Annotated in this window: 16 protein-coding genes; 6 read left to right on the forward strand and 10 right to left on the reverse strand. The window is 57.8% G+C overall.

Going from position 1 to position 14,840, the window contains the following annotated elements; genetic code table 11:
* Window positions 1-58: 58 nt before the first annotated feature.
* The 3 genes from ACO0LO_RS12350 to ACO0LO_RS12360 form a co-directional block, all read right to left on the reverse strand.
* On the reverse strand, window positions 59-817 hold the full coding sequence (locus tag ACO0LO_RS12350) for an acetoacetate decarboxylase (protein ID WP_422964521.1): 759 nt from the start codon (window positions 815-817) through the stop codon (window positions 59-61).
* Window positions 818-826: 9 nt separating this feature from the next.
* Window positions 827-1,942 carry a patatin-like phospholipase family protein gene (locus ACO0LO_RS12355; protein WP_422964522.1) on the reverse strand — a complete coding sequence of 372 codons (1,116 nt, stop codon included), beginning with the start codon at window positions 1,940-1,942 and terminating at the stop codon, window positions 827-829.
* Window positions 1,943-2,137: 195 nt separating this feature from the next.
* Window positions 2,138-2,647, reverse strand: coding sequence for a hypothetical protein (locus ACO0LO_RS12360; RefSeq protein WP_422964523.1), 510 nt, complete (start codon window positions 2,645-2,647; stop codon window positions 2,138-2,140).
* A gap of 194 nt (window positions 2,648-2,841) precedes the next feature.
* Between ACO0LO_RS12360 and ACO0LO_RS12365 the strand changes: the two genes are divergently transcribed.
* Window positions 2,842-3,132, forward strand: a complete 291-nt coding sequence (locus ACO0LO_RS12365; RefSeq protein WP_422964524.1) for a HigA family addiction module antitoxin — start codon at window positions 2,842-2,844, stop codon at window positions 3,130-3,132.
* A gap of 27 nt (window positions 3,133-3,159) precedes the next feature.
* On the opposite strand, the gene ACO0LO_RS12370 is transcribed toward ACO0LO_RS12365, so the two are convergent.
* The gene (locus ACO0LO_RS12370) at window positions 3,160-4,428 is read right to left on the reverse strand and encodes a PQQ-dependent sugar dehydrogenase (protein WP_422964709.1); all 1,269 of its coding nucleotides are present in this window, start codon (window positions 4,426-4,428) and stop codon (window positions 3,160-3,162) included.
* A 360-nt stretch (window positions 4,429-4,788) separates the two neighbouring features.
* Between ACO0LO_RS12370 and ACO0LO_RS12375 the strand changes: the two genes are divergently transcribed.
* Window positions 4,789-5,352 carry a DUF4142 domain-containing protein gene (locus ACO0LO_RS12375; RefSeq protein WP_422964525.1) on the forward strand — a complete coding sequence of 188 codons (564 nt, stop codon included), beginning with the start codon at window positions 4,789-4,791 and terminating at the stop codon, window positions 5,350-5,352.
* A gap of 54 nt (window positions 5,353-5,406) precedes the next feature.
* Here the strand turns inward: ACO0LO_RS12375 and ACO0LO_RS12380 are convergent, their stop codons facing one another.
* The 3 genes from ACO0LO_RS12380 to ACO0LO_RS12390 all read right to left on the reverse strand — a co-directional run bounded on the left by ACO0LO_RS12380 (window position 5,407) and on the right by ACO0LO_RS12390 (window position 8,522).
* Window positions 5,407-5,763 (reverse strand): helix-turn-helix transcriptional regulator, encoded by a 357-nt coding sequence (locus ACO0LO_RS12380; RefSeq protein WP_422964526.1) that lies wholly within the window; start codon window positions 5,761-5,763, stop codon window positions 5,407-5,409.
* A 156-nt stretch (window positions 5,764-5,919) separates the two neighbouring features.
* The gene (locus ACO0LO_RS12385; protein WP_422964710.1) at window positions 5,920-8,064 is read right to left on the reverse strand and encodes a TonB-dependent receptor family protein; all 2,145 of its coding nucleotides are present in this window, start codon (window positions 8,062-8,064) and stop codon (window positions 5,920-5,922) included.
* A 140-nt stretch (window positions 8,065-8,204) separates the two neighbouring features.
* A complete protein-coding gene (locus tag ACO0LO_RS12390; RefSeq protein ID WP_422964527.1) occupies window positions 8,205-8,522 on the reverse strand; it encodes a hypothetical protein in 318 nt (105 codons plus the stop codon).
* A gap of 268 nt (window positions 8,523-8,790) precedes the next feature.
* Between ACO0LO_RS12390 and ACO0LO_RS12395 the strand changes: the two genes are divergently transcribed.
* Complete coding sequence (locus ACO0LO_RS12395) at window positions 8,791-9,450, forward strand: DUF1345 domain-containing protein (protein WP_422964528.1); 660 nt, start codon at window positions 8,791-8,793, stop codon at window positions 9,448-9,450.
* A gap of 19 nt (window positions 9,451-9,469) precedes the next feature.
* Here the strand turns inward: ACO0LO_RS12395 and ACO0LO_RS12400 are convergent, their stop codons facing one another.
* The gene (locus ACO0LO_RS12400) at window positions 9,470-10,375 is read right to left on the reverse strand and encodes a polysaccharide deacetylase family protein (RefSeq protein ID WP_422964529.1); all 906 of its coding nucleotides are present in this window, start codon (window positions 10,373-10,375) and stop codon (window positions 9,470-9,472) included.
* A gap of 64 nt (window positions 10,376-10,439) precedes the next feature.
* Window positions 10,440-11,366, reverse strand: a complete 927-nt coding sequence (locus ACO0LO_RS12405; protein WP_422964530.1) for a LysR family transcriptional regulator — start codon at window positions 11,364-11,366, stop codon at window positions 10,440-10,442.
* 116 nt (window positions 11,367-11,482) lie between these two features.
* Between ACO0LO_RS12405 and ACO0LO_RS12410 the strand changes: the two genes are divergently transcribed.
* From ACO0LO_RS12410 to ACO0LO_RS12420, 3 genes are all read left to right on the forward strand, one after another.
* Window positions 11,483-11,872 carry a tautomerase family protein gene (locus ACO0LO_RS12410; RefSeq protein WP_422964531.1) on the forward strand — a complete coding sequence of 130 codons (390 nt, stop codon included), beginning with the start codon at window positions 11,483-11,485 and terminating at the stop codon, window positions 11,870-11,872.
* Between the two features lie 86 nt (window positions 11,873-11,958).
* The gene (locus ACO0LO_RS12415; RefSeq protein WP_422964532.1) at window positions 11,959-13,071 is read left to right on the forward strand and encodes a threonine aldolase family protein; all 1,113 of its coding nucleotides are present in this window, start codon (window positions 11,959-11,961) and stop codon (window positions 13,069-13,071) included.
* Window positions 13,072-13,124: 53 nt separating this feature from the next.
* A complete protein-coding gene (locus tag ACO0LO_RS12420) occupies window positions 13,125-13,976 on the forward strand; it encodes an AraC family transcriptional regulator (protein WP_422964533.1) in 852 nt (283 codons plus the stop codon).
* Here the strand turns inward: ACO0LO_RS12420 and ACO0LO_RS12425 are convergent.
* Window positions 13,915-14,823, reverse strand: a complete 909-nt coding sequence (locus tag ACO0LO_RS12425) for a LysR substrate-binding domain-containing protein (RefSeq protein ID WP_422964534.1) — start codon at window positions 14,821-14,823, stop codon at window positions 13,915-13,917. The genes ACO0LO_RS12420 and ACO0LO_RS12425 overlap by 62 nt on opposite strands.
* Between the last annotated feature and the right edge of the window lie 17 nt (window positions 14,824-14,840).

Here is a 14,840-nt window from a genome sequence, read left to right on the forward strand (position 1 = left end):
CCTCCCGGATTGCACTACGCTCCATCCGGGCTACCAATACAGGGCATTGATCTCCCTGCTATCCCCTTCTCGCCCCCGGCTGCGCCAGATAATCATGGGCCACCGTGCCATACGGCAGCGTCAAATCCGCCAGCACATGCACCGCGGATAAAACCTCCAGTACCGGGAGACCGGCCACCGGCGCCAGCGCATGCGGATTCAGCTGCAGCGAACCGGGACCGCCCCAGGCGCCCTTGATGATGATGTCCGTCAGGCTGTACTGCACCAGTTCACAGATACGCGGCGTGCCGTCCACATGCGGTACGATCTTCAGCAGGAAGCTCGGAGTTTCCATCGATTTTTTTACCGCAGCGGAGTCCAGGGTCTTGTGCTTGAAACCCATGGTGCCGGTAGCCACGCGAAAATCGCTATAGTCCAGCGTGCCAATCAGCGTGTCCTTGTGCACCCTCAGTTCAGGTTCGCCTAGCTTTTTGGGGAAACCCCATAGCTCGCGGCCGGCGGCGATAGGCGGATGATCGTTCAGGTACATGCTGTGCACGTAGCCGCCCTCCACGCCGTCCAGCGTTACCGGTATCACCTGCCCTGATTCGCAGTAATGTCCGAAGCCGGTTGAATCCGGCATGTTGATGAATTCGTATTTGACGATGGGCTCCACCATCTTCAGCGGCGCCGGTATCATTTTTTGCAGCAGCGCCGGATCGGTGCGATAGGTAATGATCAGGTATTCGCGGTCAACAAAACGGTAAGGCCCCGGCGGAAAAGCCGGATTGTGCAACGGCATCGCGAACGCATCGCGCAATACTTCTTCCTCAGTCATGGCGGTCCTTTAGTCTTGGGGGAGTTCGTGAATGATCAGGCCGGCATGCGGCGGCAAGGGCTGCAGCCACGCCTTATGCCTCAGCGCGCGCTGGCAATCGTGCACGCCTGCCTGCCAGCGGAGCTGTATGGTTTCCGCACTGAAGTCGATGTCCTTGAAATACTGGTCCTGCGGCGTCGCCTTCATGATCAGGTTGACGACGTTGACGGTATGGTCGGTGCCCAGCTTGACCAGCGCCTGGACTTCTTTTTTCTTGCGCTCCGCAGCGGGGATTTTTTCCGACAGGATGCGTATCGCCTTTTGCAGATCCCGTATCACCTGGTAAATTTCCAGCTGCTCCTGCGAGCGGCTTGCATACTGGATGCTCTTGTAGCGCGCCAGCGCTTCCGCGATGGATTTAGGCCGTGTCTCGCTCGGGTCCCACAAATCGATCATGAAACATAGCGCATCCTTGTCGATGCCGTCACTCAGGAAAACCGTCAGCGGCGAATTGGAATAGATGCCGCCATCCCAGTAAGCCTTGCCCTCAATTTCTATCGGCGGGAAACCAGGCGGCAATGCCCCGCTGGCCATGATGTGTTCCGGCAGTATCTTGCCGTTCTTGCTGTCGAAGACCACGCTCTGCCCGGTGTCGATATCGACCGCACAGACACTGATGCGCATCTTGCCGCTGTTAAGGTAATCGAAATCGACGTATTTTTGCAGCGTTGCCTTCAGAGGCGAGGTATCGTAAAAACCCATTTCATTGAGCGGTACGACGGTATTGATATCGGGACTGGCGCCGGCACGCGGCTTGAAGAAACCATCCACGCCGTTGACCAGGGTACCCAGTGTCGTCATCGAATGGGTCAGGTTGCTGAGCGGCGTAAACGCATTCCACCATCCCGTGGCGTTTGGCGCCCACGGCGCCAGGCTGTCCCAGAATGCTTTCAGCTGCGCCCCACGGGTTTCGGGCGGATTGCCGGCGATCAGCGCAGCATTGATCGCCCCTATCGAAGTGCCGATGACCCAGTCGACTGCGATATCTTTCGCATGCAACTGCTCGTACACGCCTGCCTGGTAAGCACCCAGGGCGCCGCCGCCCTGCAGTATCAGCACCGTACTTTGATCTGCCGTATTTGCCATTGATGTCCTCTGCAATGTCGTTGTTGGTCGTCAACAGCCAAGGCTGCCGCCTGCATACAGCTTAGCTGCCAGTGTGACACAAGCCCTGCCTGAAAAAAACATCGTAATGTAACGGCATGCAAGACAGTCAATGGAACGGACGCAGGCAGATATTCACAGAATGGATGACAGTCGCGGGGAGCCGCAAAACCGTCGCTATGCAGAGTGCCCAGCCAACCTGCGCCGGGTAACGCTCAGGTTGGCTGGAAATTCTTTTTTACAGATGGGGCAGTGATAGAAGGGCGTGCCGCCTGCCTCTGCCTTAAGATGCTGCAAGGCAGATTTCAGCCCGCAATCCATGCAGTGCTGGCAAAAGAATTCGGGTGCTGCCTTGCTTTCCTTGTGGCTGCCGCGTGCAGCGGTCTGCGCGAGCCAGCGGTAGGCCAGCACACCGCTGGCAATTTCGACCAGCGTGTAGCCTTCGCGGTTGGTGCTGGCAATTTCCAGCTGCTGTATGGTCTGGCGAGCATCCGCCAATTCCTGATGGACCGTGGCGAGTTCTTTTTTATGCAGCGCCAGCACCTGCTCCGCAGTCTGCAACTGCTTGTTGGACTGCGCGATGACAAGTATCAACTGGTCCGTATCCCGCATCGCCAGGGCGCTGCCGCCCAGCTTCTGCGCATTGTGCAACGCTTCCGTCAGTGCGTTGACCAGATACATATCCATTGAAATCCTCTGATGTTGAGAGTTGCTTTTTTTATATTATAGTAACAAAACCGGGTATTGCGCCAGCAGGATTTGAATTCGCGGGGAAAGCCCGTACGAAATGCCCCTTGGGCAATCGTTTAAGACCTCCATGGTTGGCTATTTAACTGCCGGGACAAAGGCTTCGGGCTACAGTCAGTTTTTGTGAGGAGACAATGATGGCTGCCAACCTGGACAATGCGAGCGTCATGCTGCCGGACATACATCCCGGCAATATCCTGCTGGATGAATTCCTGCTTCCCTTGAATATTGTGCCCAAAGACATCGCGATGCGTACTTCGCTCAGCGTTGCCACGATCAACGGCATTCTTTCGGGCGTGATCGGCATCGATCCGGATATCGGCCACCAGCTGGATACCTGTTTTGAAATGGATGAGGGTTTCTGGTTCGGACTACAGCAGAACTACTATGATGAAATAGCGACGGCGCTATGCATGGAGCAGTAGCGCCGTCGCTTATTCTGCCACCGCGTGTTAGCGGGCTGCGGAAGTCACCCGCCAGATGATATTGCCGACGTCATCGGCCACCAGCAGCGCACCTTTTTTATCTACAGCCACGCCTACCGGCCTCCCCAGTGCCTGGTTCTTGTCATTCAGGAATCCGGTCAGCACATCTTCCGCATTGCCGCTGGGGTGCCCGTTGATGAAGGGAACGAAAATCACTTTGTAGCCGCTATGCGGCTTGCGGTTCCATGAACCGTGCTGGCCGACAAAGGCGCCGTTCCAATAGCGTTCGGGAAAAGCCTTGGCGTCGTAAAAAGTAAGCCCCAGCGATGCAGTATGCGAACCCAGTGCATAATCCGGCTTGATGGCCTTGGCCACCAGATCCGGCCGTTGCGGTTTCATCCTCGTGTCCACATGCTGCCCGTAATAACTGTAAGGCCAGCCATAGAAGCCGCCATCCTTCACCGATGTCATATAGTCGGGTACCAGGTCGTTGCCGAGTTCATCCCTTTCGTTGACGGAAACCCACAGCTCGCCGCTGGTGGGCTGCAGCCCCATGCCGACCGGATTCCGGATGCCGCTTGCAAAGACACGCCTGGCGCCGCTACGAATATCGATTTCCAGGACACCTGCGCGCTCGGCCTCATTTTCTATGCCGTTTTCACCGACATTGCTATTGGAGCCGACAGCGACATACAGCTTGCTGCCGTCCTTGCTGGCGACGATATTCTTGGTCCAGTGGTGATTGATGGTGCCAGCAGGCAGGTCGGCGATCTTGACGCCCGCTTCGGCAATCTGCGTGGCGCCTTCCTTGTAGGGGAAACGCATGACCGAATCCGTGTTGGCGACATACAGATCATTGCCGACCAGCGCCATGCCCAGCGGCGAATTCAGGTTTTGCAGGAACACGGTCTTGGTTTCAGCAACACCGTCGCCGTCGGCATCGCGCAGCAGCGTGATCCTGTTGGCGCTCTCGACGCCGGCGCCGGCCTTCTTCATCACCTGCTTCATGACCATGCCTTTGATACCCTTGCTATCGTCCGGCTTGGGCGGCGCATTGGTTTCCGCCACCAGCACGTCGCCGTTCGGCAGCACGTACACCCAGCGCGGATGGTTGAGCTGGCCGGCAAACTGGCCAACCGCGAAACCCGCAGCCGCCTTGGGCTTGCCGCCGTTCGGCCAGCCCACCGCGGGTGCTATATTGACAGTCGGTATCAGCGTGGAACTTGGTTCCGGCAGCACAGGATTGTTTCCCATGCCGGCCTTGCTGTCGCCAACCGTTTGCGCCAGAACCGCCATTGGAGCGGCAGCAATAGCGATCAGCAGTGCGGCAGCCAGATGCGATAGAGGAAAAGGATGTCGGTGGGCGCTCCCCTGAAAACCGATCTGCGGTGTGAGCAGTGTGCGCGGCATGCGTGGTGGCTGGAATAAGGCTGGCAGAGCCGGCACAGGCAGGAGAGAGGTCATGGCGTTTCCCAAGGAAATGAACTTGCCCAGCGTAACGCCGCAGCGACATGTTCTCTGTGTGGTAAGCCACACAGACTCCCACCCCGTCTTGTTTCCTGCATTCCTACGCTCGCTCTGTTGTCATTCCTACGGAGCGCCTATACGCAGACTACGGGAAGCCGGATAGCATCGGGCTTTTATACGGAGAAAAATATGAACATACCTTCTTTTGCCCGTGCGGGTATCCGCAAAAACATCTTCCCCCGTCATGCGGTAGCGGTACTGCTCTCGCTGGCCGGCGGCTTTGCCGCGACTCATGCGATGGCAGCCGACCTCAACAGCGCGGACAAGCAGTTCATGATGTCGGCAGCCCATGCCGGCGCCACCGAAATCCAGGCCAGCCAGGCTGCTTCTACCAAGGCTGGTTCAGATACGGTGAAAAGTTTTGCAACTCAGATGGTGGACGACCACAGCAAGGTGGCGGATGAACTGAAAGCCCTTGCCGACAGCAAGGGCGTGCAGATAGAGGCCCAGCCTGACAAGAAGCAACAGGCGACAATTAACAAATTGAATGGCCTGGACGGCAAGAAATACGACAAGGAATATGCGGCCGATATCGGCGTCGCGGCGCATAAGGATGCAGTGGCGCTGTTCAGGAAAACTTCGATGAACGCCAAGGATCCGGACGTGAAAAGCTTTGCCACAAAAACCCTGCCTTCACTGGAACACCATCTGCAGATGGCGCAGGATTTGAAAACCAGCGTCGATAAGCAATAACGGCAATAACGGCGGGCAATGACAGGCAGTAGTATGGCCTGCCTGCTTTGTGCGTTAAGGGGCAGGCCTGGACAGCGATGGCAACAGGAAGCAAGCCAGCACATCCCTGGCTTCATCGCGCCGTTCGCGGCCATGCGCCGCGTCATATTCCCATTGCTGCATGTGCCAGAAACCACTACCGGTTCCCAGGTAATCATCCAGCATCGCGCCCAGCGCCGGCGTAATCCCGATGCTGCCCTGTAGGATGCTGTGTACAGTGCCGATATCCAGCGCAGTTCCCTGCGCCAGGTCTTCCGGGCTCACGCGGTGCAGCGCGAGGAAGCGCCGCAGCAGGACGGCGCCCGGCGGCAGATCCTCCGTCTTCGATTCCGTGCGCGACTCCACGCGCTTATAGTCATGTTCCGGCTTCATTTACTACCTCCTGTTACAACAACTGTAGACGAAAGCGCTGCGCAAAAATGTGTTCCAGCGCACAGTTTTCAATATTGCCGACGTTCTTGCGACGCAGGTCGTGGGGTTTTCGCCACATATTTTTTGATCATTAGCTATTCGCCAATATCGGCGGCGCTAACGGAACGCATAGGCCATCGACAGCCCTGCGCTGCCGTTGCGGCCGGGTGCAGCTTCAAAAAAGCGACCGTTGCTTTCATTGACGATGACGGAGCCTGCATATTTCCGGTCAAAAAGATTATCGACGCGCGCGTATGCATTCATCGTCCACCTGTCTTTTATCCACAAGTAGCCGGTGCTGGCGGACGCCGTGAAAAACGCCGGTGCTGCATCGCTGTTGGCGTCATCGACGCTGACGCTGTCCACGTAGCGGCCCTCCAACGAAGCACGCCAGCCCTGCGGTGGCGTCCATGCCAGCGAACCGAACAGGGCTTGCCTGGCCACTCCCGGCAAGCGCGCGCCGGCGGCAATGACGGGGCCGGAGGGGCTCGGGGCGTTGCAAGGGCCGGGAATGCAGATACGATCGCGGTAGCTTGCATCCAGCAGCGTATAGGCAAGCCGGGCTTGCCAATCGTCTGCCAGGCTGCCTATCCAGCCCAGCTCCACACCCTGGCGCAGCGTGCGCCCGGCGTTGCGGTAGGTGGCCCGCCCTCCGCTGTTGGTATCGATGACGATTTCGTTGTCGGTGGTAGTCCGGAACAATGCGGCGGTCAGCAGCCCCTGCGCGGTCTTCAATTTGGCGCCGGCTTCCGTGCTGACGCTGGGCGAAGCCTGCAAGCCGAAGTTCAGGCCGGGGGCATTGCCGGGCTTGTAGGCCAACTCATTGAAGGTGGGGGTTTCAAACCCCCGGCCTGCCGATACATACAGATTCAGGTCCGGCAAAGCCTGGTAGCGTAGCGACGCCGCCGGCAGTGCTTTCTGGTAACGCACCGCGCCGCTATCATCGCCATTGCCGCTATTGATGAAATGGTCGTTCGAAAAGAACTGCACCACGCTGTGGCGCAGACCCGCGTCCACCGCCCAGCGTGGCGACACGTCCCAATGGGCTTGCAGATACTGGTCCACATTGCGCACAGTATTGTCTTCATCGCGGCGCAGGCGGCCGAGTTGGCCCAGTCTGCCCAACGCGGCGCCGGCAACGCCACCGGTATAGTTGTCGTAGCCGCGCCTGTGCTCAAACATCTCATCGTAAGCCAGCCCTGCCGACAGTGTCAGCGGACCGCCGGCCAGACTGCTCCTGTGCGTCCAGCGCAAGTCTGCGCCGTCGTAATTGCGGTCCAGATCGATCACGCCACCGGCGCTGGCAGGGCTCAACTGCGCAGACGGTGGAATGGCCTGGAATTGCTGCGTGCTGCGCCGCCCCGTATAGGCTATCGCATACAAAGAATTATCTGCATCGATGCGCTTTTCATAAACCAGGCCGCCCTGCGTCTGGCTGACTGTTTTACGCGTGTTGTATAGATCCGCCAGCGGGGCGCTGCGGGGCGCGGTTTCGAACTGCTGCCGGGTCAGGCCCAGGGGGTCCTGCGCCGTCAGGTCCACGCTATTGAGCATGAACGTCAGCTTGCTGGAATCATCGGGATGCCAGCCAAACTTGGCATTGCCCAGATTTTTCCTGGCCGCGCTGTGGTCGCGGTTGCCTTCCGTGGAAAAGCGAGTCGCGCTCAGCAGGTAATCAATGCCGCCCCACTCCGACGCGGTCAGCCCGCTGGCCTGCACGCCATAACGGTAAGTGCCGAAACTGCCCGCCGAAGCAGACGCCGACACCATGGCAGGTGCGCTACCGTCTTTGGTGGTTATGTGTATGACGCCGCCCGACGAATTGCCGTACAACGCCGAAAACGGACCGCGCAAGATATGTACGCTGTCCGTTGAAGTAATGTCGATATTGGAGGTCTGGCCCTGACCGTCCGGCATCGTGGCGGGAATACCGTCCACATACAGCCTTAAGCCCCGCACGCCGAAGCTGGAGCGCGCGCCGAAGCCGCGTATGGACAATTGCAGATCCTGCGCATAATTCTGCCTGTCCCGGATCTGCAGACCGGCCACGCCGCCCAGCCCCTCCGACAAGTTGACCTGCAGCCTGCCCTCCCGCATCTCCTCGCCGTCGATTACATCCACCGATGCCGCAGTAGTAAATGGGGAAACGGTATAACGCGGCGCGGTAATGATGACAGTCGCCAGGTCTGGCTGCACTTCGGCAGCGAATACCGCAGGGGCTGCTGACAGCCCGGCGAACAACGCCACACACCACCGTCGCAGATGCCGTATCGACAGGCCAAGCAGGCGCAGGTCTTCCGGACCATCATTTTTCATCATTTCATATAGCCGTCAAGGCGGAAATATAGCAGCCAAAATAAAACGCCCTTGCAGCAAGGGCGTTGACTACCGGCAGGATGAGCTTAATTGGAAGAGGCCGGCATTGATGCTGATGAGGCGGCAGGATCGGTGCTGGTGTTACTGCGGTGCTTGACGACTTTGCGCTTTTTACCTGTCGTATCGGTAGAAGCATTAGGGTCGCGGTTATTGACCTGGCCGGCCTGTGCCGGGTAAGTATTCTTTTTGGTGCCTGTCGACGGATCTATGGAACTGCTGCTGGCCGCACTGCTGGCCATATTCGCTGGAGGTGTATCGGCGGCCTTGGTAGTTTGTGCATGGGAAGCGGCTGCAAAAAGCAGCGAACAGCTGAGCACGGCGATTGATTGGACTTTATTCATCATGATTCTCCTGGAGATAGGGTGAGAGACCGTCTCTTAACGGTCTCGTAAAATACCTACCTAGCATAATTGACAATAAAGCCGGCACAGATAGGACGGCAGCGGTGAGCAACGTAGGAGATGGCGAATGCTGTGCCCAACTGCTGTCAGCTTTTTGTCAGCATTCCGTCAAGCTCATGACAGAATCGGAATATATACTTAAAGCAACATCAGAAATCTGCTTCGGTTTATTGCCCACGCGGACGATCTACATTACTAGAGAGAAAAGACTATGCAGACCCTCCGCAAGATCGTCCACAATCGCCCGCGCCTGGCTTCCGCCATTTTGCTGGGCATCGCGGTAACCCTGCTGCTGCCGGCACACGTCAACCCCGTTACCCGCGCGCTGATAGGCTGGAACGCTACCGTGTGGTCCTACCTGTGCCTGATAGGCTGGCTGATGGTCCACGCCAGCCATGCACGGATACGTACGATCGCCGCGCGCGAACACCGAGGGGCGATCGCCGTGCTGGCAATCATGTGCGCCGCGTCCGTGGCAAGCCTGGCCGCCATCGTCATGGAACTGTCGCAGATCAAGGACCTGACGCTTAGCCACAAGCTGCTGCATTACGTGCTGACCGGCTCCACGGTGCTGGGCTCATGGTGTCTGGTCGCCTTCCTGTTCACCTTTCACTATGCGCTGATTTTCTATAAGTCCCACATACAGCAGCAGCACTGCCTGCGCTTTCCGGACGACGAGCAAAATCCGGACTTCTGGGATTTCCTGTATTTTTCATTCACCATCGCTGTTGCCGCACAGACTTCCGATATTGCAGTGACAAGCAAATCGATGCGGAAAACGGTGCTGGCGCAATGCATACTCAGCTTCCTGTTCAACGTGGCCATTCTCGGGCTGACGATCAATATCGCCGCCAGCCTCGTGGGCAATTAAGCCTGCCCTTGGATTGGCTTCAGCGCAGCGACCTAGCGAATGCAGGGTCGCTGAGCTTTTCGAAGGTGTAGCCGTCGGCCAGCAAACGTGTCACCAAAGCATCCAGCTGCTTCAGCGTATTCGGGTGAATTTCATGCATCAGGATAATGCCGCCGTTGTGGGCGCGCACTGAAGACAGCACGTGCTCGAAAAAATTTTCCCTGTTTTGCGCCAGCACGCCGCAACTCAGCGCCTCCTTGGTATCCACGCTGCCTTTATGGTCAAACGCCCAGTCGCAGGTATCCACGTGCCAGCCAACAATCTTGTAGCCCCGTGATTTGAGCAGTTCATTCGTCTCGCAGGAAGAATTTCCATACGGGTAGCGGAAATATTGCTCGCTGACCGTTTTTTCCAGCAACGCAGCAGTCTTGTCTACTTCGCTCTTTTGCTCGGTCACCGGCACATCATGAAAATTGGGATGCGTCCACGAATGGTTACCAATCAGCGCCAGTTCGGATTCCTGTACCAGCGCCAGCAATTCCGGATGGGCCTGTACTTTTTCACCAATCATGAAGAACGTGGCGGGAATATGATGTTTTTTCAGCACCGATAAAATATATTCGGTCTGGCCCGGTTCCGGACCGTCATCGAAACTCAGCACCAGTTTCTTTTCCGGCGGGGCGTCCGATATTTCCGATTCATAGCGGCATTGATGGTGCAGCACCTCGGCGTCAATATTCAGATGCTCTTCCAGCTTCTTCATCCTGTGCTTGCGGATGACCTTGCTTTCTTCAGACGCAGCATGCGGGTCTGCCTGCACTGGTGAAACAGCCGGAGCGGGGACAACAGGCGTCTGCTGTGCATGCCCTGGCGGCAGGCAGCATGCATAAAACAGCGAAGCAGACAGCGCCGCCAGCAAACGGGCGGTTTTTTGTAATGTAGTCATGTACTGAACGATAAATTAAAAAAATAAAAATTCTGATAAAAACGGCGTGCGTAACTGCCGGACTTCATTTTTTCGCCTCGCGACGAGATGGCTGGTTGTAGGCGGAAACACCGGCAAGCAGGGAATCCGCCAGTACTGTCGCGGCGAGCTTCAGATTACCCATCTGCATGGGATGAACCAGCCAGATATCGAGCTTAAGTGAAAAATCCCTCACCTCGACAATTGACAGGCGGCTACGCGACGCGCTGTGGCGCAATACGCTGCGCGGCACCAGCCCTAACCCCAGGCCGCCCGCCACCAATCGCAACTGCATTTCCGTCCCGTGGGTGTCCACGCTCAGCTTCAGGCTCCGGCCCGCACCTTCCATGGCCCGCTCTAGCGCAGCGCGGTAACCGCAACCGAGCGGGTTCAATACCCACTGCTGCTGCGCCAGTTCTTCGACGCTGCTACTACGTTCCAGCAAGGGTTTCTGCCTGCTCTGCACTACCAGCACCTCTAGCGTAGAAATAAAACTGCCAGCCATTCCCTCGGGCAGGCTGGCCGGGGAAGGCAGCATCAATGCCGCCGCATCGAGCTTGCCCTGAGTGATCTGCTGTTGCAGATCAGGACTCCAGGCGGTATGAGAACGCAGTTCCAACTTAGGGAAGGCGGATTTCATCGCTACCAGTGTTTCGTACAGCGCCATATCGGCTACCAGCTGCGTCAGGCCGAAGCGAAAAACACCACTTGGCGCCGCATCCTCCCTTGGAATCGCGAGCAGTTGCTGAGCGTCTTGCAATAGAGGCAGAGCATGCCGGTACAAACGGTGCGCCAGCGGCGTCGCTTGCGGCGGCTTGCTATTGCGGTCGAATAAACTCGAGTCCAGCGAGTCTTCCAGATGCTGGATGCGGCGCGAGATAGCAGACTGCGTCAACGATAGCGCAGCAGCAGCGCGCGTGATCGAATGATGGTCCATGACGGCGACAAAGGCTTTAAGGTCTTCCAGCAACATGCTTAACTCTCATGATAGTGATGATAATTATGCGCTTGTAGCGAAACGAAGGCTAGCCTAAGCTGCCTTTACCGGACCGCATTTGCCGATCCGCGCCATCTTACTGAAAGAACATCATGCCATTTGCAAGAATCAATCTCTCCAAAGACGCTACTCCCGAACTTGTTAAAACCGTCAGCGGCGTCGTCTACAAGGCAATGACAGAAATAGCCAACGTGCCGCTGCACGATAAATTCCAGGTCATCACCCGGCATGCACCAGACGAATTAATCTTTCCGGCGGAAGGTTACCTGGGCATAGACTATTCTCCCGGCATCATCTTTATCCAGGTGACATGGAATACAGGGCGCAGCGTGGAAATCAAGAAAGCGTTCTATCGCGCGATCGCAGATGACCTGCATGTGAAAGCCGGAGTGCGCAAACAGGATGTATGGATCAGCCTGGTGGATGTCAACCGCGAAGACTGGTCTTTCGGTAATGGCGACATGCAATATGAGCCCAAATAAAACGTCCGGATAGCGCAGAGGTAAGGATCGTTCAATACATTCGCCTGCAAACTTGTAAAGCTGGAGTTTTCCAGGAGGAGAACACCATGCAAAAGCTTATTTCCCTGATCAGCGACACCGAAACCCGGCCTACCCCGCAGATGCGGCAGGCCATTGCCAATGCAGAAGTCGGCGATGAACAGCGCGGCGAAGATCCCAGCGTGACCCTGCTGCAGGAGCGCGTTGCCGAGCTGTTAGGAAAGGAAGCCGCCTTGTGGTTCCCCGGCGGCACGATGTGCAATTTTGTCGCAGTCCGCGTGCATACACAGCCTGCAGATGCCGTAATCTGCGACCGCATGGCGCATATCGTCAGGGCAGAATCCGCCGGCATAGCGATGAGTTCAGGCGTGTTGCTGGAACACATACCGACCGAGCGCGGCATTTTCACCCCCGCAGAGCTGGACGCCGCGCTATCCCGGCTGCGCACGGTAGGCGCCCCATACGGAGCGCCAGCCACGCTGTTGTGCGTGGAGCAGACCCATAACTTCGGAGGTGGTGCGGTATGGTCGCACGAAGAACTTGCCGCCGTCTCGCGTCACGCCAGATCAAACGGTTTGGCCACCCACATGGATGGCGCCCGTTTGATGAACGCCTGCACCGCTACCGGCACCAGCGCCGCCGCGTTCGGCAGCCTGGTTGATAGCGTGTGGATAGATTTCACCAAAGGGCTGGGTGCACCGATAGGTGCAGTGCTCGCCGGCAGCCGCGATTTCATTGCTGAAGCACGCAGGCAAAAGCATATTTTCGCCGGCGCCATGCGGCAGGCGGGCATTGCTGCGGCAGGCTGCCTGTACGCGCTGGATCACCATGTGGAACGGCTCGTGGAAGACCATGCCAATGCGCAAAAGCTGGCAACCGGTTTGCAGGCAATAGACGGCATTCACGTACGCACCGCCGTTCCGGAAAGCAATATGGTGTTCTTTACTCCGGCGCTAGGCGGCCTGACCAACAGGGAGTTTCTGGCGCTGTTGCAGGAATACGGAGTAAGAATGGGCGAAGTCAGAGGTGAAATACGGGCAGTAACACATCTGGACGTTTCGCCAACGGACATTGACTGCGCCTTGTCAGCGATCAGGAAGATAGTGGATGCGGCGAAGAAACAAAAAACGTCCCGTCCCGCGGCTCTTGCCCCCTCCCTGCTTGCAGGCTATGGCTACTGAGCAGGGAAGAAACGCCTATACTGGGTTTAGCTGACTAAATAATGGATGGAGCCATGACCCGGCGAGCGCCAACCGAAAACCGCACCGATGTGTGGACCGACACTGCGCTGGATGCAGTGGAATTTCTGCGCGCCGACTACCGGGACTTGTCGTTCTCTCCACATGTCCATGAAACCTATGCGATAGGCATCATTGAAGCGGGAGGCCAGTGGTTCCGGCCGGAGCGGCATAGTGCGCTTGTCATGCCGCAAGGTACTTTATGTGTGATTAATCCGGGAACAGTGCATGAAGGCCATGCGGCAGACCAGGCCGGCTGGCGCTACCGTATGTTTTACCCGCCCGTATCGCTGGTGGCAAGAGCATTGGCGGAGGAAGGTGGGCCGCCACAAAAGGAACTCTCTTTCCACACCCACGTGATAGACGACGCGGTGCTTTATCGCCGCTATTGGCAGATGCATGAAGCATCGCGCAGCCAGGCGAGCCTGCTGGAACGCGAATCGCGGATGCTGATGTTCTTGCGAACATTATTTGCACGGCATACCTGCGCCGCCACAGACGAGCGGCCGCAGGCAGCGCGCGTCGCCTTGGTGGTGAAGGATTTCTTGCACGCGTACTGCGAAGACAATATCAATACTGTCGATTTGGCAAAGGCAGCCCATGTATCCGAAACCCAGGTCATCCGGGCTTTCACCAAATTCGCAGGTTTGCCGCCGCATGCTTACCTGATCGGCCTGAAAGTGGAAAGGGCCCGTCACTATATACGGCTGGGCATGTCCTTAGCGCAGGCTTCTGCGCAGGCGGGTTTTGCAGACCAAAGCCATCTGGCAAGGCATTTCAAGCGCATCACCGGACAGACTCCAGGCCAATACGCCGGCGCTGCGGCAAGGCCAGCGATTCCAGGATAATTTCCCGCAGCCTTTGCGCCGCATCATCCAGTTCCGCTTCTCCCTGGCTGATACTGAGCCCCAGCGCCGGCAACGGCGGCAAACCAGTTGTAGCGTCATCCAGTACGGACAGGTTGGCCGGCAAGCCTATTTCGGTACGCACGGTCACGCCGAGGCCGGCGGCCACCGCGGCCCAGATGCCGCTCAGGCTGGTACTGGCAAACGATATGCGCCACGGGATACCCGCACGGTCCAGCGCGGCGGTGGCAGCCGAGCGCATCAGGCAAGGCGCTTCAAAGGCAACCAGCGGCAAGGGATGCTCCGCACTGGGCATGGGGAAGGCATCGGTGGCCGAAGCACCTATCCAGCGCATGGGCAGCGAACCCACCGCCTGCGCATGCGGAATGGCGACGCCGGCATCCCAGGTCAGCACCAGATCCAGGCTGCCGGCAGCGATCTGTTCCAGCAGCGACGCATTGCGCGCGACTTTTGCCTCTATCCTGACCTTGGGGTGCGCCCTGGCAAAGCGGCCCAGCACCTCGGTCAGCACGCGCTCGCCGAAGTCTTCCGGCATACCTAACCGGATCCAGCCTTCCAGGTCCACGCCGCGCATCGCAGTTGCGGCCTCATCATTGAGTTCCAGCAGGCGCCGCGCATAGGCCAGCAGCGTCTCTCCGGCAGGCGTCAGCTCCAGGCCGCGGCCTGCCTTGCGCAAAATCGGCATGCTTACCTGGTCTTCCAGTTTTTTCAGCTGCGCGCTCACGGCAGACGTGGACCGCCCCAGCCTGTCAGCCGCCTTAGCAAAGCTGCCTAGTTCCACGCCTGTCACAAAGCTGCGTAGCACATCCAGGTCAAAAGTAAGCTTCATCTGCAACCATCCCGTTT

The organism is Undibacterium sp. TJN25 (assembly GCF_049339885.1).
Taxonomy (GTDB): domain Bacteria; phylum Pseudomonadota; class Gammaproteobacteria; order Burkholderiales; family Burkholderiaceae_D; genus Undibacterium.